This is a genomic window from Phreatobacter sp. (assembly GCF_022843985.1).
GTDB lineage: Bacteria > Pseudomonadota > Alphaproteobacteria > Rhizobiales > Phreatobacteraceae > Phreatobacter.
Genome location: NZ_JALHMP010000006.1, coordinates 1 through 21,575 on the forward strand (window position 1 = coordinate 1; position 21,575 = coordinate 21,575).

The window sequence follows — 21,575 nt, forward strand, 5'->3', positions numbered from 1 at the left end:
CTTCGCGCCGCCGCGCCCGCCGGCCCCGGCCATCGCCGCCATGCCCGGCGGCGCCCCGGTGCGTGCCGCCCTCGGCTTCGGCTCGCTCTACTGATCCGCCTTGATTTCAGCCGCGTCCCGCCCCATCCATGGGGCGGGAGGACGACCGTGACCAAGCCGCGACTCGGGTTGATGCAATGCGCCGTCGCCGGCCTTTTGGCGCTGGCTGTCGGTCTGGCAGGGCCGGCGCTCGCCCAGGACAATTTCCAGACCACGGTCCGCAACGCCATCCTCGTCGATGTCGGGACGCAATCGGTGCTGTTCGAGAAGGCCGCCGACGAACTCCAGGCCCCCGCCAGCCTGGCCAAGCTGATGACGCTGGCGGTGATCTTCGAGGAGATGCGCCAGGGACGGCTGCTTCCCGACCAGGAGATCGTCATCAGCGAGGATGCCTGGCGGCGGGGAGGGGCTCCGTCGCGGACCTCCTCCATGTATGCGGCCGTCAATTCCCGCGTGAAGGTGCAGGACCTGCTGCGCGGCGCCATCATCCAGTCGGGCAACGACGCGACGATCGCCCTCGGCGAGGCCGTATCGGGCACCGAGGCGAATTTCATTCCGGTGATGAACAGCCGGGCGCGGACCATCGGCCTCACCCAGTCGGTGTTCCGCAACACCACCGGCCTGCCGCACCCGGAGCAGCGCACCACGGCCCGCGAGATGGCGCGCCTCGCCGACCACATCATCCGCACCTATCCCGAACATTACCCGCTCTACAGCGAGAGGGAATTCACCTGGGGCGGCATCCGCCAGCAGAACCGCAATCCGCTGCTCGGGACCTATAACGGCGCCGACGGACTGAAGACCGGCTATATCGATGAGGCCGGATTCAACCTTGCGGGATCGGCGGTGCAGAACGGCCAGCGGCTGATCGTCGTGGTGTTGGGCGCCCGTTCGCTGCAGGAGCGCTCCAACGAGGCGCGCAAGCTGCTCGACTGGGGCTTCCGCTCCTTCGAGCTGCGCGACCTGTTCCAGGAACAGGAAACGATCGGCGAGGTCGCCGTCTTCGGCGGAGCGCAGGGCAGCGTTCCCGTCACCGCCGGCAATCTGGTGCGGCTGCTGCTGCCGCGCGGCCAGTCGGACCGCGTGACGGCCCAGATCGTCTATCGCGGCCCGGTCCGGGCACCGGTCAAGCAGGGCACGGAGGTCGGCCAGCTCCGGGTGATGCGTGGCGCGCAGCTCGCCCTTCAGGTGCCGGTCTTCGCCGCCGCCGATGTCGAGACAGGAACCCTGAGCCAGCGCGCCATGCAGGGCGCCTGGGAACTCGCCACCGGCTGGATCCGGTCCGGGGCGGCTCGGCCTTGAGTGCTCCCGCCAAGGCCCGCGGACGCTTCATCACGCTGGAGGGCGGGGAGGGGGCCGGAAAATCGACGCAGGCGCGCCGCCTTGCCGCCTTCCTCGAACAGCGCGGCTACGATGTCGTCATGACCCGCGAGCCCGGCGGATCGCCCGGCGCCGAGATCCTCCGCCATGTCCTGCTCTCCGGCGGCGCCGCGCCTTTCGGGCCGGAGGCCGAGACCATGCTCTTCGCCGCCGCCCGCCGCGACCATCTCGCCGTCACCATCCTGCCGGCATTGGCGCGCGGCGCCTGGGTGATCTGCGACCGTTTCGCCGATTCCACCCGCGTCTATCAGGGCCATGCCGGCAAGGTGCCGCTCGATTTTATCATGGCGGTCGAGCGCGTCACCGTCGGCGAGAACCGGCCGGACCTGACGCTGATCCTCGACCTGCCGGCCAAGGTGGGGCTCGCCCGCGTCGCCAGCCGCGGCGAGGCGACGGACCGTTTCGAGAAGGAGGGCCTTGCCTTCCACAACAAACTGCGCGCCGGTTTCAAGGCCATTGCCCGCGCTGAACCCGAGCGCTGCAGGCTGATCGATGCCAGCGGCGACGCCGACATTGTCGCCGACGCCATCCGCAACGCGGTAACGGAGCATTTCGGCCTCGGGGCCCGGCTGGTGGCCCCATGATCTCGGAGACTGCCGCCGACCGCCTCGACGGCGCCCCGCATCCGCGCGAACGGCAGGTCCTGGTCGGCCATGGCGCGGCCGAGCGCCAGCTGCTCGACGCCTATCGCGGCCCGCGCATGCACCATGCCTGGCTCATCGGCGGTCCCGAGGGCATCGGCAAGGCGACGCTCGCCTATCGCTTCGCCCGCTTCGTCCTCGCCCATCCCGTCGCGGCGGCCGTCCCGGTCGCGACGGCGGACCTGTCCGTGCCTGACGCCCAACCGGCGGCCCGGCGCATCGTCGCCGGCTCCCATCCCGACCTGCTGGCGCTGCGGCGCATCGCCGAGGCCGGCAAGGAGAAGATCCCCCAGGACATTTCCGTCGGCGCGATGCGCGAGATCGTCCGCTTCTTCGGCTCGACGGCGGGCGAGGGCGGCTGGCGCATCTGTATCGTCGATGCCGCCGACGACCTCAACCGCTCCAGCGCCAACGCCCTGCTGAAACTTCTGGAAGAGCCGCCGCCGCGCTCGCTCTTCCTGATCGTCGCCCATATGCCCGGCCGGCTCCTGCCGACCATCCGCTCGCGCTGCCGCGCCCTGCCGCTCCTGCCTCTGACGGCGGACGAGATCGCCGCCGGCCTCCAGACCTTCGACGACATCCGCCTGCCGGCCGAGGAGGCGGGCCGCATCGCGGCCCTGGCCGACGGCAGCCTGCGCCGGGCGCTGGAGATCGCCGCGGGTGGACAGGAGAGCTTTGCCGGCGAGGTCGAAAGGCTGCTGGCGAGCCTGCCGGCCCCCGATCCGCTGGCCATCCACGGCCTTGGCGACAAGCTCGCACGGCGCGACGACGGTCTGTTCGAGCTGTTCCTGCGCATGGTCTTCGCCCATCTGCACCGGCAGGTCCTGGCGGAGGCGGGCGAGGGGGCCCGCCGCCTTGCACCCCATGCCGAGGTATGGGAGAAGGTCGAGGCTACCGCGGCGCAGGTGCGCACGTTCAATCTCGAACGCAAGCCCTTCGTTTTCCAGGTTTTCGGCTGGCTCGCCGAGGCCGGCCGGCGGCGCGCCTGACCCCGAACCGTCCGAAACGCCTCATGTCGAAGCCCCGCTTCTACGTCACGACCGCCATTTCCTATCCCAACGGCGCGCCCCATATCGGCCACGCCTATGAGGTGATCGCCACCGATGCGATCGCCCGTTTCATGCGGGCGGACGGGCGCGAGGTCCAGTTCCTGACCGGCACCGACGAGCACGGGCTGAAGATGGTCCAGACGGCGGAGCGCGAGGGCCTCGCCGTGCGCGCGCTGGCCGACCGCAACGCCGACCGGTTCCGCGCCATGGCGGGGGCGCTCGCCATTTCCAACGACGACTTCATCCGCACCACCGAGCCGCGCCATTATCGTGCCAGCCAGGCCATCTGGGAGCGGATGGTGGCGGCCGGCGACATCTATCGCGGCGGCTACGAGGGCTGGTATTCGGTCCGCGACGAGGCCTTCTATGGCGAGGACGAGACCTCGGTCGGCCCGGACGGCGTGCGCGTCGGCGGGCAGGGGACCCCGGTGGAATGGACCAAGGAGGAGACCTTTTTCTTCCGCCTGTCCAAGTACCAGGATCGTCTCCTCGCCCATTACGAGGCCCATCCGGACTTCGTCGGACCCGACACGCGGTTCAACGAGGTCATCAGCTTCGTCAAGGGCGGCCTCACCGACCTGTCGGTGTCGCGCACCACCTTCGACTGGGGCGTCCCGGTGCCCGGCGCCGACGGCCACGTCATGTATGTCTGGGTCGACGCCCTGACCAATTACATCACCGGCGCCGGCTTTCCCGACGAGACCGACCCGAAATGGGCCTTCTGGCCGGCCGATCTCCACGTCATCGGCAAGGACATCGTCCGTTTCCACGCGGTCTACTGGCCGGCCTTCCTCATGTCGGCCGGCATCGCCCTGCCGAAGCGCGTCTATGGCCACGGCTTTCTGTTCAACCGCGGCGAGAAGATGTCGAAGTCGCTCGGCAATGTCGTCGATCCCTTCGCCATGGCGGAAGCCTATGGCGTCGACGCCATGCGCTATTTCTTGCTGCGCGAGGTCGCCTTCGGCAATGACGGCTCCTATTCGCACGAGGCGATCGTGGCGCGGACCAATGCCGATCTCGCCAACGACATCGGCAACCTCGCCCAGCGCTCGCTGTCGATGATCGCCAAGAACTGCGACGGCGTGCTGCCGACGCCCGGCGCCTTCAGCGCCGAGGACGAGGCGATCCTCGCCGCGGCCGAAGGCATGCTCGCCCTGTCCCGCGAGGCGGTGGGCAGCCAGCAGCTGCACCGCTGGCTCGAGGCGGTCTGGGCCGTCGTCGGCGATGCCAACCGCTATTTCGCGGCGCAGGCGCCCTGGGCGCTGCGGAAGACCGATCCGGCGCGGATGGAGACGGTTCTCTACGTCACGGCCGAAGTCATCCGCCAGGCGGCGATCCTGGCCGCGCCCGCCATTCCGCTCGGCGCGCCCAAGCTGCTCGACCTGCTCGCGGTCCCGGAGGACGCGCGCGACTTCGCCGCGCTCGCCACCCGGCTGAAGCCCGGGACGGTCCTGCCGCCGCCGGCCGGGGTCTTCCCGCGCTATGTCGAGCCGGAGACGGCGGCCTGATGTGGGTCGACAGCCATTGTCATCTCGACTTCCCCGAGCTTGCCGCCGATCGTGGCGGCCTGATCGGCCGTGCCGTCGCGGCGGGCCTTCAGTCCATGGTGACGATCTCCACCCGTGTGCGCCGCTTCGATGCCATCCGCGCCATCGCCGAGGCCCATGAGGGCATCTGGTGCTCGGTCGGCACCCATCCGCACAATGCCCACGAGGAGCTCGACGTCACGGCAGAGGCGCTGGTGGCGCTGGCGGACCATCCCAAGGTCATCGCCATCGGCGAGGCCGGCCTCGACTGGTTTTATGACAAGTCGCCGCGGGACGCCCAGGAACAGGGGTTCCGTACCCATATCGCCGCGGCGCGCGCCTCTGGCCTGCCGCTGGTCATCCATGCCCGCGAGGCCGACGAGGCGGTCGCCGCGATCCTCACGGAGGAAATGGGGAAGGGGGCCTTCACAGCCGTCCTGCACTGTTTCACCGGCTCCCGCGACCTCGCCATCACCGGCATTGCCCTCGGCCTTTACGTGTCGTTTTCAGGCATCGCGACCTACAAGAGCGCCGCCAATCTGCGGGAACTGGCGGCCGAACTGCCGGCGGACCGCATCCTGGTGGAGACCGACGCGCCCTATCTCGCGCCGGGCAAGTTCCGCGGCAAGACCAACGAGCCGTCCTATGTCGTCGAGACCGGCCGGGTGATCGCCGAGGCACGTGCCGTCACGCCCGAGGCGATGGCGCGGCAGACCACCGAGAATTTCTACCGCCTCTTCGCCAAGGCCGATCCCGGCCGGCGCCTCGCGGCCTGAGCCGACCATGGCGCTGACCCTGACCATCCTCGGCTGCGGCTCCTCCGGCGGCGTGCCGCGGGTGGCCCAGGGCTGGGGCGCCTGCGACCCGTCCGAACCGCGCAACCGGCGGCGGCGCTGTGCCTTGCTCATCGAGCAGAGCGGACCGGAGGGCGTCACCACCGTCCTGATCGATACCGGACCGGACCTGCGTGACCAACTCCTTGCAGCCGGGGTCACGCGGCTCGACGCGGTGCTCTACACCCACGACCATGCCGACCATACCCACGGCATCGACGACCTCCGGCCGCTCGTTCTCGCCATGCGGCGGCGCATCGTCGCCCATGCCGACGCCACGACCGCCGGATCGCTGCGCGAGCGGTTCGGCTATTGCTTCGCCTCGCCGCCGGGCAGCGACTATCCGCCCATCGTCGATCTGAGCCTGTTCGAACCGCATGTGCCGATCATGGTGCCCGGGCCTGGCGGCGCCTTGACCTTCCAGCCATTCCCCGTGGAGCACGGCGCCGGCTATCGCGCCTTCGGGTTTCGTGTCAAAAACTACGTCTATTGCCCTGATATCAATCGGCTTCCCGACGAGAGTGCCGGCTATTTCGACAGCGCGGAAACCGTCATCCTGGACGCGCTGCGCTACACGCGCCATCCGACCCATTTCTCCGTCGACGAGGCCCTGGCGGTCATCGCGCGCCACAGGCCCGACCGCGCCGTGCTGACCAATCTCCATTCGGACATCGACTATGCGACCCTGGCAGCGCGGCTGCCGGCGGGCATCGTGCCGGCTTATGACGGGATGGCCATCCGGACAGGCTGATCGTCCGGACGGGCTGATCCGCCGGGCCGCAGGGTTCCCACGGGTATGGGGCCGTTCTGGTGCTTCATTGGGTTCATGACGACATTCCATAATATGTCTTATGCGAATCATGGTTGGCTCATGCTGACGCCCGCCTCGCCCCTGGCCGAGACCTGTGGATGACCCTCCTGCGCGCTTGCCATCACTGGCCCGTCCCCGCTCAGACTGCCCCATGACATCCATGCCGCAGACGCCGACCCCCTCCGACGACATTGCCGATCTCGTGGCCATCATGGCCTGGCTGCGGGCGCCGGGCCGCGGTTGTCCCTGGGACCTGGCACAGACCTTCGCGACCATCGCGCCCTATACGATCGAGGAAGCCTATGAGGTGGCTGATGCGATCCAGCGCGGCGACTTCGCCGATCTCAGGGATGAACTGGGCGACCTGCTGCTGCAGGTCGTTTTTCACGCCCGCATGGCCGAGGAACAAGGGCTCTTCGCCTTTCCCGACGTTGTCCGCGCCATCACCGGGAAGCTCATCCGCCGGCATCCCCATGTCTTCGGCGGCGACCGCGACGTCAGCCCGGCGGCGGTGAAGGGCCTTTGGGACAGCATCAAGGCCGAGGAGAAGCGCGCCAGGGCTGCCGAACGGCAGCGGCTGGGCCTGCCGGCCGAAACGGCGGCCGGCGTGCTGGCGGGAGTTCCGACCGCCCTTCCCGCCCTGACCCGCGCCCTGAAGCTTCAGGCCAAGGCCGGCTCGGTCGGCTTCGACTGGAATAATGTCGATGCCGTGCTCGCCAAGATCGTCGAAGAGGCCGGCGAGATCGTCGCGGCGCGGCGCGACGGTGCCGGGCCGGCGGCCATTGCCGACGAGGTCGGTGACCTGCTGTTCGCTGTCGTCAATCTCGCCCGCCACCTCGATGTCGATCCGGAGGCGGCCCTGCGCGGTACCAATGCCAAGTTCGAGCGGCGTTTCGCCGCCATCGAGGCGGCGCTGGCGGCCGAAGGCCGCAAGCCGGCCGAGGCCTCGCTCGCCGAGATGGACGCGCTCTGGGACGAGGCCAAGCGGCGCGAGAAGGCCGGCGGGGCCTGAAGCGGGCCTCAGGCGCTGCGCGCCAGCCGCCGCTCCAGCTGGTCGCGCTTGGCCGGGGCGATGCGCAGCGTCACCTGCGTATCGCCGCTGTCGAGGGACCGGCGCTCCTCGACCTCGGCATTCTCGTGGATCCAGTGCAGCGTGCCGCCATCGGCCGCATCGACCGTGACGGTGAGGCGTTCATGGGCGGCCCGCAGCTTGTCCTCGACGGCCGCGAGAAGATCGGGCAGCCCCTCGCCCGTCACGGCGGAGACGAAATAGGGCCGATGCGCCTCGTCGTGGCGGGCGGCGCGGTTCAGCGCCGACTCGCGGGCCGGTTCGTCGAGCAGATCGACCTTGTTCCAGACCTCGACGAGGGTGCGGCTGGCCGGGTCGATGCCGAGATCGGCGAGGATCGCCGCGACATCGGCGGCCTGGGCCTCGGTATCGCCATGGCTGACGTCGCGCACATGCAGGATGACATCAGCCTCGATCACCTCTTCCAGTGTCGCCCGGAAGGCGGCGACGAGCATGGTGGGCAGGTCGGAGATGAACCCGACCGTGTCCGACAGGATGGCCTTGGTGCCGTGTGGCAGGCGCATCTGGCGCAGCGTCGGGTCGAGGGTGGCGAAGAGCAGGTCCTGCGCCAGAACCCCGCCGGTGGTCAGCGCATTGAAAAGCGTCGACTTGCCGGCATTGGTGTAGCCGACCAGCGCGATGATCGGATAGGGCACGCGCCTTCGGCTCTCGCGGTGCAGGCGGCGGGTGCGCGTCACCTGTTCGAGCTCGCGCTCGATCCGCATGATGCGCTCCTGGATCATGCGGCGGTCGGCCTCGATCTGCGTCTCGCCGGGGCCGCCAAGGAAGCCGAAGCCGCCACGCTGGCGTTCGAGATGGGTCCAGGAGCGGACCAGCCTGCTCTTCTGGTAGCTGAGATGGGCGAGCTCGACCTGCAACGCGCCCTCTTTCGTGCGGGCGCGGCGGCCGAAGATCTCGAGGATCAGCCCGGTGCGGTCGACGACCTTGGCCTTCCACGCCTTTTCGAGGTTGCGCTGCTGCACCGGCGACAGGGCGGCATCGACGAAGACGAGGCCGGCATCGTGGGCCGTCACCAGGCCGCCGATCTCCTCCACCTTGCCCTTGCCGATCAGGGTGGCCGGCCGTGGCGTGTTCAGCCCGACCGTGACGGTGTCCATGACCTCGAGATCGATGGCGGCGGCGAGGCCGACGGCCTCGTCGCGGCGCGCCGCGACGGTGCGGGCGGGAATGTCGACCCCCTCGCCTCGCCGTGGCCCGGTCAGCACCGGCACGACGACCACGACGCGTGTCGACTCGCCACGCGGCTCGTCGCCGTCATGCGGGGTGGTGCTGATGATATCGGGGCGGCGTATGTCCAACAGGGCCTCGTCGGGTGAGCTCAGCCCTTGTCGCCGTCTCCGTCCTGCGGATCGAACAGCTGGACCGGCGCACCGGGCATGATTGTCGATATGGCGTGCTTATAGACCAATTGCGAGTGGCCGTCCCGGCGCAGCAGGACGCAGAAATTGTCGAACCAGGTCACCACGCCCTGCAGCTTGACGCCGTTGACCAGAAAAATCGTCAGGGGAATCTTGTGCTTGCGCACATGGTTGAGGAATGTGTCCTGGAGGTTCTGAGCTCGTTCCGCCATGGTGTTTTTCCGTTGTTGCCGCGGACTCACACGTGCCGCGAAGGTTTATGGACCGGCCGGGCCGGTCGGGCTTGTTCTTGACATCCCCATTTAAGGCCGATCGTCCCGCAGCGCACAAGCGAAAGTCTCGTCACAGCCGCGTGTGGACGGCCCCCTCGCCGCTCAGGCGATCTCCGCCACCTCGTGGAATTTCGCCCGCAGCTCCGTGGCGATCGATCCGGGCGCGCCATTGCCGACCGGCCGGCCGTCGATCTCGACGATCGGCATGACGATCGTCGTCGCCGAGGACAGGAAGGCCTCGCGGGCGTTCTGGGCCTCTTCGATGGTGAACTTGCGCTCCTCGATCCTCAACCCCTCGCGCTCGCACAGGTCGAAGATCGTCGTGCGCGTGATGCCCTTGAGAATGCCGGTATCGGCGAAACGCGTCACCAGGGCGCCGTCCTTGGTGATAATCCAGGCATTGGTCGAGGACCCCTCGGTGACGAACCCGTCCGCATCCACCAGCCAGGCCTCGAAGGCGCCCGCCTCGCGCGCCGTCTGCTTGGCGATGCAGTTGGGCAGCAGGCCGACGGACTTGATGTCGACGCGTTCCCAGCGGTTGTCGGCGACCGAGATGACCTTGACGCCCTTGACGGCGTTCGCCTCGCCCTTGGCAGGATCGATGTTCTTGGCGGTGACGACCAGGGCCGGCGGCGTGCCGGGCTTGGGGAAGGCATGGTCGCGGCGGGCAACGCCGCGGGTCACCTGCAGATAGACGAGGCCGTCACGGACGCGGTTGCGGCGTACCGTTTCCCTGAGGACCATGCCGAGCGGCCGGCGGTCCATGGGCATGGCGATGCGCAATTCGCCGAGCGAGCGCTCGAGGCGGTCCATGTGGCGCGTCTCGTCGACCAGCCGCCCGCCCTTTACCTCGCAGACCTCATAGACCCCGTCGGCGAATTGGTAGCCGCGATCCTCGATATGAACGGCGGCCTCGCCATGGGGCACGTAGCTTCCGTTGACATAGGCGACGCGGGACATACGGCGGCTCCTCGAAGGGCATGGGACGACGACGTGGGATCAATGACGCTCGACCGGCTTTGCGCAGCGGCGGTCCTTGCCGCAGTGCAACGCCAATCTGCCATGGTTCGCGCAACGGGCGAAACCTGCCGCAGGCGATGGCGGCGCAAGGCCGCCCTGCCGAAATCGCGGATCACTCCACCGACAGTGCCTTGAGCTTGCGGTGCAGGGCCGAGCGCTCCATGCCGATGAATTCGGCCGTGCGCGAGATGTTGCCGCCGAACCGGTTGATCTGGGCAGCAAGATATTCGCGCTCGAAGGCCTCGCGGGCCTCACGCAGCGGCAGGGCCATGAGATGCTCGCCCCCCTGCCCCGTCGGCATGGACGGCGCCGCGGCGCCGACATCCGGCGGCAGCATGGAGACGGAGACCACCGCATCCGGGTCGCCACCGGCCAGGATCAGCACCCGCTCGATATTGTTGCGCAGCTGGCGCAGATTGCCTGGCCAGTCGTGGGACTGCAGCACCGCCATGGCATCGTCGCCGATCCTGCGACGCGGCAGGCCCGACACGGTGGCGAGCTGTTCGACGAAATGCTCGACGAGCTCGGGGATATCCTCACGCCTTTCGGCGAGCGAGGGCACGCGGACCGGGACCACGGCAAGACGGTGGAAGAGGTCCTCGCGGAAACGCCCCTCGGCGATGTCGGCCTGGATGTCGCGGGCAGTCGCCGAGACGATCCGGACGTCGACCTGCACCTTGGCGGTGCCGCCGACCCGCTGGAAGCTCTGCTCGACCAGAACCCGCAGGATGCGGTTCTGCGTCTCGCGCGGCATTTCCGCGATCTCCTCGATGAAGAGCGTGCCGCCATGCGCCTCTTCCAGCGCGCCGACCTTGCGGCCCTGGGCGCCGTCGGTCTCGGCGCCGAACAGTTCGATCTCCATGCGATCGGGCGTGATGGCGGCGGCATTGATCACCACGAAGGGGCCGCTGGCGCGGGCCGACGTCGCATGGATCGTTCTCGCCGTCAGCTCCTTGCCGGCGCCCGACGCGCCGAAGATCATGATGCGGCTGTTGGTCGGCGCCACGCGCTCGATCGTCTGGCGAAGCTGGTTCATCGCCGAGGAACGGCCGATCAGCCCGGCTGTCTGCCCCGAGATCTGGCGCAGTTCCTTGATTTCGCGGCGCAACCGCGAGGTTTCGATCGCCCGTTCGGCGATCAGCACCAGGCGATCGGCCTTGAAGGGCTTCTCGATATAGTCATAGGCGCCGCGCTTGATGGCGGATACGGCGGTCTCGATATTGCCGTGGCCCGAAATCATGACGACCGGGACCTCGGGATGGCGCTCCTTGACAACATCGAGGAGCTGCAGCCCGTCGAGCCGGCTGCCCTGCATCCAGATATCGAGGAAAACCAGGTTGGGGCGCCGCGCCTCGATGGCCGCCAGCGCCTCGTCGGCATTGCGGGCCGTGCGGGTGCGATAGCCCTCGTCGTCGAGAATGCCGGCGACGATGTCCCGGATATCCGCCTCGTCGTCGACAACGAGAATGTCCCCTGCCATGCGTCCTTATCCGTTCTTCGTCATTCTGCCGCGGCGGTGGTCTGCATCGCCAGCCGCTGGTCCCTGAAACTGAGCCGGATGAGGGCCCCGCGCTGGTCTCCGCCGGCCCCTGCGGGCGCGTCATAGAGGCCGAGCCCCCCGCCGTGCTCCTCAAGGATCTTGCCGACGATCGCCAGACCGAGGCCCGTGCCCTTTTCCCGTGTCGTAACGTAAGGCTCAAGCAGCCTATGACGGTTTTCTTTGGGCAGGCCGATGCCGTTGTCGATGATATCCACCGCATAGAAGGGCTGGCTGGCGGTGAGCCTGACCATGATCCTGCCCTTGCCGCGAACCTCTTCCGGCACGGCGGCAATGGCCTCCGTGGCGTTCTTGATGATGTTGGTCAGCGCCTGGCTGATCAGGCGGCGGTCAAAGGAGGCCGGCATCGCCCCTTCCGGAATCTCGTCGACGATCTCGATCTCCGGATAGCCGATGCGCATCATGAAGACCGCCTGACGGACGGTATCGGCGACGTCCTCCATCTCGAAAACCGGCTTCGGCATGCGGGCGAAGGAGGAGAACTCGTCCACCATGCGCCCGATATCGCCGACCTGGCGGATGATCGTGTCGGTGCACTGGTCGAAAACCTCGCGGTCCTCGGTGATGACTCGGCCGTAGCGCCGCTTCAGCCGCTCGGCCGAGAGCTGGATAGGGGTGAGCGGATTCTTGATCTCGTGGGCGATGCGGCGGGCAATGTCGGCCCAGGCCGAGGTGCGCTGCGCCACCACGAGATCGGTCACGTCATCGATCGTCACCACCGCGCCATGGGCCCCGTCCTCGTCGGCTTCCAGCGCCACGCGGACCACCAGCGTGCGCTCCCGCCCGCCCCGCACCAGCATGACCTGGCCCTGGACGATAGGCGCGCCGCGCGCCGCGCCGGCGATCAGTTCGGCGAATTCCGGGATGGTCTCCGACAGCATGGTGCCGGACAGCGCCGCTTCGCTGACACCGAGGATCTCGACCGCGAAACGGTTGAGCAAAGTCACCCGGCCGGCTTCGTCGAGGCCGATCACGCCGGCCGTGACGCCGGCCAGTACCGCCTCGGTGAAGCGCCGGCGGCTGTCGATCTGGTCGCGGGCGGCGATGAGGTCGGCGCGCTGGTCGCGCAGTTCCCCGGTCATCTTGTTGAACGTGTCGCCGAGATTGGCGAGATCGCCCTCCGACTTGCGGATATGGACCTGGACGTCGAGATCGCCGGCGGCGACCTGGTCGGCGGCGCCGATCAGCCGACGGATCGGCTGCACCAGCCGGTTGGCGAAGCTGAGCCCCAGATAGACCGCCGACAGCGTCACCAGGAAGGCGATGAGCGCGAACATCAGCGCGAAGGCGATCTGCAGACCGAGCCGCCTTGACTGCAGCGCCTGGTACTCGAACAGGCCGGACTGGGTCGCCCGGAGGTGCTGGGCGATCTGCGGGCTGATCTGCCGCACGACATACAGGATCTCGTTGCCGCCGCGCTGCATCTTGAGGATGGCTTCGATGAAGTCGCGGTCCTCGCGCGAGGAGACATTGGCGATGATGTCGTCGGTCTTGCTGACCTCGTCGAGGATCGAGGCGGGAACGGTGAAATCCCCCTGCATCGGCACGTCGGCACGATCGACCACCGAACCGTCGCTCTTCAGGATCCGCACGACCGTCAGGCCGCGCACCATGGCCTGGGCGGTCAGGAACCGTTCGAAATTCACCTCCGTCGTGGTGAGCGAGCGCACGCGCTCGATGTCCTGCACCAGCGCCGCCGCCTCGGCGCGGACCACCGAGACCTGTTCGTTGAGATAGGCATTGGCGAGATTGGCCGAGGCCTCCACCGACTGGCGCACGCTGCCGGAAAAGATGCTCTCGAGTCCCCTGTCGAGGGTGATCGAGGCGGCGATGGCGATGACCGCGACCGGCACCGAGGCGACGATCGCGAAGAGCCTCACGACACGCTCGTGCAGCCGGGAGGCCGCCTGCCCGGCCCGGCGCGCCCGCCGCAGCACCATGATTTCCCGGACGATGAGGAAGATCAGCGCGCAGACCAGCAGCCCATCGATGATGAGGACGGTGAGGACGACCTCGTGGGTCGCCGAAATCGGCAGCAGGCCGGTGACGAGCAGGAAGGTGATCAGGCCGAAAAACAGCGCCACGCCGACCATGATCGGCCCGGCCCGTCGCGCGCGCAGGCGCGGCATTAAGGCAGAGCCGTCGGCCGGGGCAAGAGGCGTCGCGGGCTGCGCGGTATCGGTCATCCGGCGATCATCTCCGGAGAGTTCGGCGGAAAGCCGGCGCGGCGAACCGTCGACCCCTCTTCGGGACTCAAGGGTGACCCTCTTACAACAACTGTGACCGAAACGTCACGCCCTCGCGAGGATCCCAACGCGATCGTGAGGCCGCGTGGCAATCAGCGCGACGTTCGGATCACCTGGATGTCGAGGTCGCGGACCTTCTTGCGCAGCGTGTTGCGGTTGACGCCGAGGAGATCGGCCGCCTTGATCTGGTTGCCGCGAGTCGCCGCCAATGCCGCCGAGATCAGCGGGATCTCCACCTCCCGCAGCACCCGGTGATAGAGACCCGGCGGCGGCAGGTCATCGCCGAAGCCCTTGAAATAGGCGCCCATATGGCGCTCCACCGAGGCCATCAGCGTGTCATCCTCGCGCGGCTCGTCCTGCGACGAAGCCGGCTCCGGCGTCGACAGTTCGTTATCGACGATCGGCGCGGTGATGATCTCTTGCGGATAGAGCGCGGTGAGGCGGCGGATCAGGTTTTCCAGCTCGCGGATATTGCCGGGCCAGCGATAGCGCTTGAGCTTCTCCAGCGCTGCCGAATCGATCTGCTTGGCCGGGAGGCCCTCGCGTTCGGCCTGGGCAAAGAAGTGGCGGACGAGATCGGGCACGTCGTCGCTGCGTTCGCGCAGCGGCGGCAGGCGCAGCGGCACGACGTTGAGGCGGAAGAACAGGTCCTCGCGGAACAGGCCCTGCTGGATGAGCTGGCGCAGGTCCTTGTTGGTGGCGGCGACGATGCGCACATCCGCCTTGATCGGGGTGCGGCCGCCGACCGTCGTATATTCACCCTGCTGCAGCACGCGCAGCAGCCGGGTCTGCGCCTCCATCGGCATGTCGCCGATCTCGTCGAGGAAGAGCGTCCCGCCTTCGGCCTGTTCGAAACGGCCGGCATTTCGCGCCTGGGCACCCGTGAAGGCGCCCTTCTCGTGGCCGAACAGCTCGCTCTCGATGAGGTCGCGCGGGATGGCAGCCATGTTGATGGCGACGAAGGGCCCGTTGCGGCGCTTGCCATAATCGTGCAGCGCCCGGGCGACGAGTTCCTTGCCGGTGCCGCTCTCGCCGACGATCATCACCGTCAGGTCGGTCTGCATGAGGCGGGCGAGGACACGGTAGATGTCCTGCATGGCCGGCGACCGGCCGACCAGCGGCATGGTGTCGGCATCCACCGCAGGAGCCTTGCCGGGCCGGCCCTTCGGCTCGGCCAGGGCCCGGCCGACAATCGCCACCAGTTCCTTCAGGTCGAAGGGCTTGGGCAGATAGTCATAGGCGCCGCGCTCCGAGGCCTTGATGGCGGTCATGAACGTGTTCTGCGCGCTCATCACCACCACCGGCAGGTCGGGCCTGAGCTTCTTCACCCGCGGCAGCAGGTCGAAGGCGTTCTCGTCCGGCATGACCACATCGGTGATGACGAGGTCACCGTCGCCCTGCGAGACCCAGCGCCAGAGCGTCGTCGCATTGCCGGTCAGGCGCACGTCATAGCCGGCCCGCGAGAGCGCCTGGTTGAGGACAGTGCGGATCGCGGCGTCGTCATCGGCGACTAGGATGGTACCCGTCGGCATATGAACCTCTTCAGAGCGCTTTGCGGCCGTTGGCGTCGGAATGGGAGACGCGGGCCATGGGCAGGAGGATGCGGAAAACTGTCTTGCGCGGCTGGCTGTCGCATTCGACGATGCCGCCGTGATCGCCGACGATCTTGGCGACCAGGGCGAGGCCGAGGCCGGTGCCCGAACTCTTGGTGGTCACGAACGGATCGAAGAGATGCGGCATCAGGTCGTCCGGCACGCCCGGACCGTTATCACGCACACAGACCTCCAGCGGCAGCGCGACACGGCTCGATAGGCCGGGCATGGTAAGCCGGACGCCGGGACGGAAGGCTGTCGTCAGCAGGATCTCGCCGTCACCCGCCTGCTCGCCGATGGCCTCGGCGGCGTTCTTGACGAGGTTGAGGAACACCTGGATCAGCTGGTCGCGGTTGCCGAAGACCGGCGGCAGCGACGGGTCATATTCCTCAACGAAGCGGATGTGGCGGGCAAAGCCCGACTGCGACAGCTTCTTCACATGTTCCAGCACGACGTGGATGTTGACCGGCTGGCGCTCGACCGGGCGCTCGTCGGAGAACACCTCCATGCGGTCGACCAGCTTCACGATCCGGTCGGCCTCGTCACAGATCAGCCGGGTCAGCGTCCGGTCCTGATCGTCCACCGAGGCTTCAAGGAGCTGCGCCGCGCCACGGATGCCGGACAGCGGATTCTTGATCTCGTGGGCCAGCATCGCCGCCAGCGCCGTGACCGAGCGGGCTGCGCCGCGATGGGTCAGCTGACGGTCCATCTTGTCGGCAATGGTGCGCTCCTGCAGCATCACGACGACGTCGCCCGGGCGCTCGGCGAGCGGGGCGACATAGATGTCGACGATCCGCTCGTGGCCGTTGCGCGGCGTGCCAAGGTCGACCTTGTATTCATTCACCGGCGCATGCCGGTCGCGGACCTGGTCGACCAGGGCAAGGAGCGGGCTGCCGAAAGGCACGAGTTCCTTCAGCGCGTGGCGCTTCAGCACCGAGATCGACGCCTGGAAGAAGCCTTCCGCCGCTGCGTTGCCGTCGAGGACCATGCCCGTCGCCGAAACGCTGATGACAGGGTGCGGCAGGGCGTTGAGAATCGAATCATGCACGGAGAGAACCTGCGCCGAGCCCTTCATGCCGCCCGCCTCCACCGGAACCGGTCGTAGCTCTCGGCCATCGCCGCGATCACCCGGCCCGGATCCTCCGATGTGAGGACGCTGCCACGGGCCTCGGCGAGGGTCGCGGAATCGGCGCCGCAGGTGGCGGCGGCCGCATCCAGAGCCCATCCCAAATGCTTGCGCGCATGGCGGATGCCGACGGCGCGCCCGTAATGGGTGAGCTGGGCCTCGTAGAGTTCGATGGCGCAGGACAATTGCGTCGCAAGGTCCGGATCGGCTGGAACCGGCGCGCCGGCGAGATGGGCGGCGATCTGCGCCGGCAGCCAGGGCCGCCCCTGGGCAGCGCGGCCGATCATCACCGCATCCGCCCCGGACTGGGCGAGACAGAGGCGCGCGTCCTCCGGCGTCGTGATGTCGCCATTGGCGACCAGCGGCAACGGTACCGCCCCGCGAACGGCGCCGATGGCATGCCAGTCGGCCCGGCCCTTGTAGAATTGCTGGCGCGTGCGGCCATGGACCGTGACGAGCGCAACGCCCGCCTGCGCGGCGCGGCGCGCCAGTTGCGCAGCGTTGAGCGAGGCGTGGTCCCAGCCGAGCCGCATCTTCAGCGTCACCGGTGCATCGACGGCGGCGACCGTCGCGGCGATCAGCCGCTCGGCATGGTCGAGATCGCGCATCAGCGCCGATCCGGCATAGCCGCCGGTCACGCGCTTGGCCGGGCAGCCCATATTGATGTCGATGATGTCGGCGCCCGCTGCGACCGCGATCCTCGCGCCCTCGCCCATCCAGTACGGGTCGCAGCCGGCGATCTGCACCACATGCGGCGACAGGCCCTCGCCTTCCGCGCGCAGCCGTGCCTCTTCCTCGCCAGCGGCGAGCCCGTCGCCCGGAACCATTTCCGACACGGTCCAGCCCACACCGAACCGCGCCACCATGCGCCTGAAAGGCGCGTCCGTGATTCCGGACATGGGGGCGAGGGCGACGGGGGATGCCATCTCGAACGGCCCGATCGACAGCACACGCCGTAACGGCGCTTCGGTCGATGGGTTTCTCATTAAACTGCCTATTTCGTAAGCGTGATGCAATGATGCCTACACTTTAGACATCATTTTCCGCGCTGCACAAGAGGCGTGCCGCACGACAAGACAGGTCGTGGTGAACGCGCTAGGGAAGACGCTGAAAACCTGGACGCCGCGCATGCGCTCGCAACCCTCCGTCGCAGCTCTCATCGTCGCCGCCGGTCGCGGCACCCGCGCCGGCGGCAACGTGCCGAAGCAATATCGCAGCATCGCCGGCCGCCCCCTGCTCGATCGCACGGTGGAGGCTTTCCGGCTGCATGACCGAGTGGCTCGCGTCCTCGTCGTGATCGGCGAGGACGACCACAGCTTCTACGCGGCGGCGATGACCCCGTCGGACAAGCTTCTGGCCCCGGTTGTCGGTGGCGCCGTGCGGCAGGCATCGGTCCTGGCCGGGCTGGAAGCGCTCGCTGACACAGCCCCCGACATCGTGCTCGTCCATGATGCGGCGCGACCCTTCCTGTCAGCCGGCCTGATCGCTACGGCAATCGAATCGGTCTCGCGCGGGGCCTTGTCCGCGGTGCCGGGCCTCGCCGTGGTCGACACGATCAAGGTGGTCGATGGTGACGGTCGTGTGACGGGCACGCCTGATCGCGCCACCCTGCGCGCGATCCAGACCCCGCAGGCCTTCGCCTATGCGGCCCTGCGCGAGGCCCATCGCCGGGCGGCGATCGCCGGCATCGCCGCCCTGACCGACGACGCCGCGGTGATGGAATGGGCCGGCCATGCGGTCGCGGTCTTTCCCGGCGAGCCGGGCAATGTGAAACTGACACATCCCGAGGATTTCGATGCGGCGGAACGGCGGATGCAGGCGGCGATGAACGACGTCAGGGTCGGCCAGGGCTATGACGTCCACGCCTTTGCCGAAGGCGACCATGTCTGGCTCGGCGGCGTGCGCATCGCCCATGACCGCGGGGTCATCGCCCATTCCGACGGCGACGTGGTGCTCCATGCCGCGACCGACGCGATCCTCGGGGCGCTGGCAGACGGTGATATCGGCACCCATTTCCCGCCGAGCGACGTCCAGTGGAAGGGGGCCTCGTCCGACCACTTCCTCGCCCATGCGGCGCGGCTCCTGGCCGATCGCGGTGGCCGCCTCGCCATGCTGGACGTGACGGTGGTCTGCGAGGCGCCGAAGATCGGCCCGCACCGCGAGGCGATCCGCGCCCGCATGGCCGCGATCCTCGGCGTTGGCCTGGACCGCATCGCCATCAAGGCGACGACCAGCGAGAAGATGGGCTTCACCGGCCGGCGCGAGGGCCTCGCCGCCCTCGCACTCGCCACCATCCGCCTGCCGGGAGACGGTGCATGAGCCCGACCGAGATCGACGCCCTCGCCACCGCGGTCCTCGCCGCCTGCCGGGCGCGCGGATTGATGACGGTGACGGCCGAGAGTTGCACCGGCGGCCTCGTCAGCGCGGCGCTCACCGCCATTGCCGGCTCCTCCGACGTGGTCGATCGGGGCTTCGTCACCTACACCAACGAAGCCAAGCAGGAGATGCTCGGCGTACCGGCGTCGACGCTCGCGACCCATGGCGCCGTCTCCCCCCAGACGGCCGCCGCCATGGCCGCCGGGGCTCTTGCACGGTCGCGCGCCCAGATCGCCGTCTCCGTCACCGGCATTGCCGGCCCCGGCGGCGCGACGCCGGGCAAGCCCGTCGGCCTCGTCCATTTCGCCGCGCAACGCGGCGACCAAGTGGTCCTTCGCGAGGAGCGCTTCGGCCCCATCGGCCGGGAGGCGGTGCGCGCGGCGAGCGTACGCGTCGCGCTTGGAATGCTGCTCGACCTTGCCGCGGCGGACGGTCAGGCTGCCGGAGACGCGCCAGGCCGTCCGTAAACCGCATCGGCCCGCGCCTCGAAGGCCTCGGCGAAGCGCCGGAAGGCCGCGTCGAAGACGGCACCCATGACGAGGGCGAGCGCCCGCGAGCGGAACTCGTAGTCGATGGAGAAGGAGACGCGCGCTCCCTCCCCGTCGGCGGTGAACCGCCAGTGGTTTTCCAGCCGCGAGAACGGGCCGTCGATATATTCGGCGACAATGTGAAGCCGCGGGCGGTCGAGGGTGACGCGGCTGGTAAAGGTCTCGCGCAGCGGCCCATAGGACACCGTCATGTCGGCGACGAGGATCGCGATGCCGTCGTCGCCCGCGTTGACCCGCCGACGCACCTTGAGGGCCTCGCAGAGCGGCACGAAAAGCGGATACTGGTCCACATCGGCGACGAGGTCGAACATCTGTCCGGGTCGGTGGCCGACCCGCCGCTCGGTCTTGAAGACGGGCATGAAGAGGCCTCGCCCGAACTCAATGGCCGAGGCGCGCGAGACGGGCGGCACGGAGCTTGGCGAAGTCGTCGCCCGCATGGTGCGAGGAGCGCGTCAACGGGCTCGATGCCACGAGAAGGAATCCCTTCGCCATGGCGATGGTCTCGAAGCCCTTGAACTCGTCCGGCGTGACGAAGCGGACGACCTCGTGGTGCTTGCGGGTCGGCTGCAGGTACTGGCCGATGGTCATGAAATCGACCTCGGCGGAGCGCAGGTCGTCCATCAGCTGCAGCACCTCGTTCCGCTCCTCGCCGAGCCCGACCATGATGCCGGACTTGGTGAAGATGGTGGGGTCGAGCTCCTTCACCCGCTGCAGCAGCCGGATGGAGTGGAAGTAGCGGGCGCCGGGGCGGACCTTCAGATATTTCGACGGCACTGTCTCCAGATTGTGGTTGAAGACGTCGGGCCGCGCCGCCACCACGACCTCCAGGGCGCCGTCCTTGCGCAGGAAATCAGGCGTGAGAATCTCGATCGTCGTCTGCGGCGAGCGGCGGCGGATCGCGTGGATGACGTCGGCAAAATGCTGCGCACCGCCATCGGCAAGGTCGTCACGGTCGACCGAGGTGATGACGACATGTTCAAGTCCGAGCTTCTCGACGGCGATCGCCGTGTGCTCGGGCTCGTTGGGGTCGAGGGGCGCCGGCATTCCGGTCTTGACGTTGCAGAACGAACAGGCGCGCGTGCAGGTGTCGCCCATGATCATGAAGGTGGCGTGCTTCTTCTCCCAGCACTCGCCGATATTCGGGCAACCCGCCTCCTCGCAGACGGTGACGAGGCCGTTTTCCTTGACGATCCTGTGGGTCTCCGCCCATTTCGGCGAGCCCGGCGCCTTGACGCGGATCCAATCCGGCTTGCGGGCGATCGGCTTGTCCGGCCGATGCGCCTTTTCCGGATGCCGGGGGCGGTTGTCGCTCTTCAGGGTATCGATGAGTGTAGCCATGCTCCTCATTAGGCAAGCCACGGACCGAATGGCAAGAGGATGCGGCAACCGGGCCGGCGCAAGACCTCAGGTCGCGGCGGGCAGCAGCCAGATTCCCCAGCGGTCCTCAACTTTGCGCCCGCCCGCGGCGACCACGAGCTCGCCGATCGATTCCTTCTGGCCCTTGCCGAAATGCTGAACGATGATGGCCTTGTTGGCTTGCCGCCGCAGCGCCTGCATGAAGGCAAGTTTGGCTTCACGGAACAGCCAGGTTTGGCGCCACGTGAGGTTCGCGAGCGGGCCGATGTAATAGAGACACTCGCAGACAAGCAGCACGTCCGGCTTCGGGATCGGCAGATCCGATGCTGGATTCTTGTAGAGGTCGTTGAGGTCAAAGGTGGTGTAGGTGCCGGGCAGGTGAGCCCTCGCGCGGTCCACGGCGACCCCCGAGAGGTCGCAGCCGGAGACGGTCTGAACGCCGAGCTCGCGCGCCACCCAACCGAGCACATAGCCTTCGTAGACGCTCACGTCGCCAAGGCTCTCGCAGGTGCCGACCTCGCTGCGAATGACGTTGGCGATCGCCGCCATCCGCTCATCGCCGTTAATCCGCATGCGGTAATAGTCCGGATAGGCGGAAAACAGACTATCGAGAACTACCGCTGACGGCTTCGCCAGCGCCGTCGACACGGCATAGCTCGCGCGCGTCAGCGCGACGTTCCACAAAGACGCATTCGTCATCAAAAAAGCCCAACCCCTAGCATGCCGCAGCGGCAGCGCTACTGCGACGGGGTGT

21 protein-coding genes and 1 pseudogene are annotated in these 21,575 nt (G+C 68.1%); 10 read left to right on the forward strand and 12 right to left on the reverse strand.

The window, feature by feature from the left end; genetic code table 11:
• Positions 1 to 147: 147 nt before the first annotated feature.
• The 7 genes from Q0C57_RS05515 to mazG all read left to right on the forward strand — a co-directional run bounded on the left by Q0C57_RS05515 (position 148) and on the right by mazG (position 7,291).
• Positions 148 to 1,341: a D-alanyl-D-alanine carboxypeptidase family protein gene (locus Q0C57_RS05515; protein WP_296573207.1), complete on the forward strand. Its 1,194-nt coding sequence runs from the start codon at positions 148 to 150 to the stop codon at positions 1,339 to 1,341.
• Positions 1,338 to 2,003 (forward strand): dTMP kinase, encoded by a 666-nt coding sequence (tmk, locus tag Q0C57_RS05520; RefSeq protein ID WP_296573210.1) that lies wholly within the window; start codon positions 1,338 to 1,340, stop codon positions 2,001 to 2,003. The genes Q0C57_RS05515 and tmk overlap by 4 nt, the downstream gene beginning before the upstream one ends.
• Positions 2,000 to 3,049 carry a DNA polymerase III subunit delta' gene (locus tag Q0C57_RS05525; protein ID WP_296573213.1) on the forward strand — a complete coding sequence of 350 codons (1,050 nt, stop codon included), beginning with the start codon at positions 2,000 to 2,002 and terminating at the stop codon, positions 3,047 to 3,049. Before tmk ends, Q0C57_RS05525 begins: the two co-directional genes overlap by 4 nt.
• Before the next feature lie 23 nt (positions 3,050 to 3,072).
• Positions 3,073 to 4,617, forward strand: coding sequence for a methionine--tRNA ligase (metG, locus tag Q0C57_RS05530; protein WP_296573217.1), 1,545 nt, complete (start codon positions 3,073 to 3,075; stop codon positions 4,615 to 4,617).
• Positions 4,617 to 5,411: a TatD family hydrolase gene (locus Q0C57_RS05535; protein ID WP_296573220.1), complete on the forward strand. Its 795-nt coding sequence runs from the start codon at positions 4,617 to 4,619 to the stop codon at positions 5,409 to 5,411. The genes metG and Q0C57_RS05535 overlap by 1 nt, the downstream gene beginning before the upstream one ends.
• Before the next feature lie 7 nt (positions 5,412 to 5,418).
• A complete protein-coding gene (locus tag Q0C57_RS05540; RefSeq protein ID WP_296573223.1) occupies positions 5,419 to 6,219 on the forward strand; it encodes an MBL fold metallo-hydrolase in 801 nt (266 codons plus the stop codon).
• Between the two features lie 211 nt (positions 6,220 to 6,430).
• On the forward strand, positions 6,431 to 7,291 hold the full coding sequence (mazG, locus tag Q0C57_RS05545) for a nucleoside triphosphate pyrophosphohydrolase (protein ID WP_296573226.1): 861 nt from the start codon (positions 6,431 to 6,433) through the stop codon (positions 7,289 to 7,291).
• An 8-nt stretch (positions 7,292 to 7,299) separates the two neighbouring features.
• Here mazG and hflX read toward each other — a convergent pair whose 3' ends face one another.
• The 5 genes from hflX to Q0C57_RS21110 form a co-directional block, all read right to left on the reverse strand.
• Positions 7,300 to 8,661, reverse strand: a complete 1,362-nt coding sequence (gene hflX / locus Q0C57_RS05550; RefSeq protein ID WP_296573753.1) for a GTPase HflX — start codon at positions 8,659 to 8,661, stop codon at positions 7,300 to 7,302.
• A 26-nt stretch (positions 8,662 to 8,687) separates the two neighbouring features.
• Positions 8,688 to 8,939, reverse strand: coding sequence for an RNA chaperone Hfq (gene hfq, locus Q0C57_RS05555; protein ID WP_106748278.1), 252 nt, complete (start codon positions 8,937 to 8,939; stop codon positions 8,688 to 8,690).
• Between the two features lie 162 nt (positions 8,940 to 9,101).
• Positions 9,102 to 9,959: a D-amino-acid transaminase gene (locus Q0C57_RS05560; RefSeq protein WP_296573235.1), complete on the reverse strand. Its 858-nt coding sequence runs from the start codon at positions 9,957 to 9,959 to the stop codon at positions 9,102 to 9,104.
• Between the two features lie 172 nt (positions 9,960 to 10,131).
• Positions 10,132 to 11,499: a sigma-54 dependent transcriptional regulator gene (locus tag Q0C57_RS05565; protein WP_296573238.1), complete on the reverse strand. Its 1,368-nt coding sequence runs from the start codon at positions 11,497 to 11,499 to the stop codon at positions 10,132 to 10,134.
• A 20-nt stretch (positions 11,500 to 11,519) separates the two neighbouring features.
• Positions 11,520 to 11,900, reverse strand: a complete 381-nt coding sequence (locus Q0C57_RS21110) for an ATP-binding protein (RefSeq protein ID WP_366937806.1) — start codon at positions 11,898 to 11,900, stop codon at positions 11,520 to 11,522.
• Between Q0C57_RS21110 and Q0C57_RS21115 the strand changes: the two genes are divergently transcribed.
• Positions 11,851 to 11,967, forward strand: coding sequence for a hypothetical protein (locus Q0C57_RS21115; protein ID WP_366937807.1), 117 nt, complete (start codon positions 11,851 to 11,853; stop codon positions 11,965 to 11,967). The two genes, Q0C57_RS21110 and Q0C57_RS21115, sit on opposite strands and share 50 nt — an antisense overlap.
• 83 nt (positions 11,968 to 12,050) lie before the next feature.
• On the opposite strand, the pseudogene Q0C57_RS05570 reads toward Q0C57_RS21115, so the two are convergent.
• The 4 genes and pseudogenes from Q0C57_RS05570 to dusB form a co-directional block, all read right to left on the reverse strand.
• Positions 12,051 to 13,763 (reverse strand): annotated as a pseudogene (locus Q0C57_RS05570) (HAMP domain-containing protein); the annotation flags it as partial.
• Between the two features lie 152 nt (positions 13,764 to 13,915).
• Positions 13,916 to 15,355 (reverse strand): nitrogen regulation protein NR(I), encoded by a 1,440-nt coding sequence (ntrC, locus tag Q0C57_RS05575; RefSeq protein WP_296573244.1) that lies wholly within the window; start codon positions 15,353 to 15,355, stop codon positions 13,916 to 13,918.
• 10 nt (positions 15,356 to 15,365) lie between these two features.
• Positions 15,366 to 16,490, reverse strand: coding sequence for a nitrogen regulation protein NR(II) (locus Q0C57_RS05580; protein WP_296573246.1), 1,125 nt, complete (start codon positions 16,488 to 16,490; stop codon positions 15,366 to 15,368).
• Positions 16,487 to 17,467 (reverse strand): tRNA dihydrouridine synthase DusB, encoded by a 981-nt coding sequence (gene dusB / locus Q0C57_RS05585; protein WP_366937801.1) that lies wholly within the window; start codon positions 17,465 to 17,467, stop codon positions 16,487 to 16,489. The genes Q0C57_RS05580 and dusB overlap by 4 nt, the downstream gene beginning before the upstream one ends.
• 202 nt (positions 17,468 to 17,669) lie before the next feature.
• On the opposite strand from dusB, the gene Q0C57_RS05590 reads away from it, so the two are divergent.
• On the forward strand, positions 17,670 to 18,860 hold the full coding sequence (locus tag Q0C57_RS05590) for a bifunctional 2-C-methyl-D-erythritol 4-phosphate cytidylyltransferase/2-C-methyl-D-erythritol 2,4-cyclodiphosphate synthase (RefSeq protein ID WP_296573247.1): 1,191 nt from the start codon (positions 17,670 to 17,672) through the stop codon (positions 18,858 to 18,860).
• Positions 18,857 to 19,384, forward strand: coding sequence for a CinA family protein (locus Q0C57_RS05595; protein ID WP_296573250.1), 528 nt, complete (start codon positions 18,857 to 18,859; stop codon positions 19,382 to 19,384). Before Q0C57_RS05590 ends, Q0C57_RS05595 begins: the two co-directional genes overlap by 4 nt.
• Here the strand turns inward: Q0C57_RS05595 and Q0C57_RS05600 are convergent.
• The 3 genes from Q0C57_RS05600 to Q0C57_RS05610 all read right to left on the reverse strand — a co-directional run bounded on the left by Q0C57_RS05600 (position 19,351) and on the right by Q0C57_RS05610 (position 21,520).
• Complete coding sequence (locus Q0C57_RS05600; RefSeq protein WP_296573252.1) at positions 19,351 to 19,824, reverse strand: type II toxin-antitoxin system RatA family toxin; 474 nt, start codon at positions 19,822 to 19,824, stop codon at positions 19,351 to 19,353. The genes Q0C57_RS05595 and Q0C57_RS05600 overlap by 34 nt on opposite strands.
• 19 nt (positions 19,825 to 19,843) lie before the next feature.
• Positions 19,844 to 20,803, reverse strand: a complete 960-nt coding sequence (lipA, locus tag Q0C57_RS05605; protein WP_296573255.1) for a lipoyl synthase — start codon at positions 20,801 to 20,803, stop codon at positions 19,844 to 19,846.
• A 66-nt stretch (positions 20,804 to 20,869) separates the two neighbouring features.
• Positions 20,870 to 21,520, reverse strand: coding sequence for a hypothetical protein (locus tag Q0C57_RS05610; protein WP_296573257.1), 651 nt, complete (start codon positions 21,518 to 21,520; stop codon positions 20,870 to 20,872).
• Positions 21,521 to 21,575: the final 55 nt, after the last annotated feature.

What these genes read in the sequence shown, in the direction of transcription:
- Q0C57_RS05525 (WP_296573213.1), top strand. Translation starts at nt 2,000, where the DNA reads ATGATCTCGGAGACTGCCGCCGACCGCCTCGACGGCGCCCCGCATCCG.
- metG (WP_296573217.1), top strand. Translation starts at nt 3,073, where the DNA reads ATGTCGAAGCCCCGCTTCTACGTCACGACCGCCATTTCCTATCCCAAC.
- Q0C57_RS05535 (WP_296573220.1), top strand. Translation starts at nt 4,617, where the DNA reads ATGTGGGTCGACAGCCATTGTCATCTCGACTTCCCCGAGCTTGCCGCC.
- Q0C57_RS05540 (WP_296573223.1), top strand. Translation starts at nt 5,419, where the DNA reads ATGGCGCTGACCCTGACCATCCTCGGCTGCGGCTCCTCCGGCGGCGTG.
- mazG (WP_296573226.1), top strand. Translation starts at nt 6,431, where the DNA reads ATGACATCCATGCCGCAGACGCCGACCCCCTCCGACGACATTGCCGAT.
- hfq (WP_106748278.1), bottom strand. Translation starts at nt 8,939, where the DNA reads ATGGCGGAACGAGCTCAGAACCTCCAGGACACATTCCTCAACCATGTG.
- Q0C57_RS05560 (WP_296573235.1), bottom strand. Translation starts at nt 9,959, where the DNA reads ATGTCCCGCGTCGCCTATGTCAACGGAAGCTACGTGCCCCATGGCGAG.
- Q0C57_RS05565 (WP_296573238.1), bottom strand. Translation starts at nt 11,499, where the DNA reads ATGGCAGGGGACATTCTCGTTGTCGACGACGAGGCGGATATCCGGGAC.
- Q0C57_RS21115 (WP_366937807.1), top strand. Translation starts at nt 11,851, where the DNA reads ATGGCCTCCGTGGCGTTCTTGATGATGTTGGTCAGCGCCTGGCTGATC.
- ntrC (WP_296573244.1), bottom strand. Translation starts at nt 15,355, where the DNA reads ATGCCGACGGGTACCATCCTAGTCGCCGATGACGACGCCGCGATCCGC.
- Q0C57_RS05580 (WP_296573246.1), bottom strand. Translation starts at nt 16,490, where the DNA reads ATGAAGGGCTCGGCGCAGGTTCTCTCCGTGCATGATTCGATTCTCAAC.
- dusB (WP_366937801.1), bottom strand. Translation starts at nt 17,467, where the DNA reads ATGGCATCCCCCGTCGCCCTCGCCCCCATGTCCGGAATCACGGACGCG.
- Q0C57_RS05590 (WP_296573247.1), top strand. Translation starts at nt 17,670, where the DNA reads ATGCGCTCGCAACCCTCCGTCGCAGCTCTCATCGTCGCCGCCGGTCGC.
- Q0C57_RS05595 (WP_296573250.1), top strand. Translation starts at nt 18,857, where the DNA reads ATGAGCCCGACCGAGATCGACGCCCTCGCCACCGCGGTCCTCGCCGCC.
- Q0C57_RS05600 (WP_296573252.1), bottom strand. Translation starts at nt 19,824, where the DNA reads ATGCCCGTCTTCAAGACCGAGCGGCGGGTCGGCCACCGACCCGGACAG.
- lipA (WP_296573255.1), bottom strand. Translation starts at nt 20,803, where the DNA reads ATGGCTACACTCATCGATACCCTGAAGAGCGACAACCGCCCCCGGCAT.
- Q0C57_RS05610 (WP_296573257.1), bottom strand. Translation starts at nt 21,520, where the DNA reads ATGACGAATGCGTCTTTGTGGAACGTCGCGCTGACGCGCGCGAGCTAT.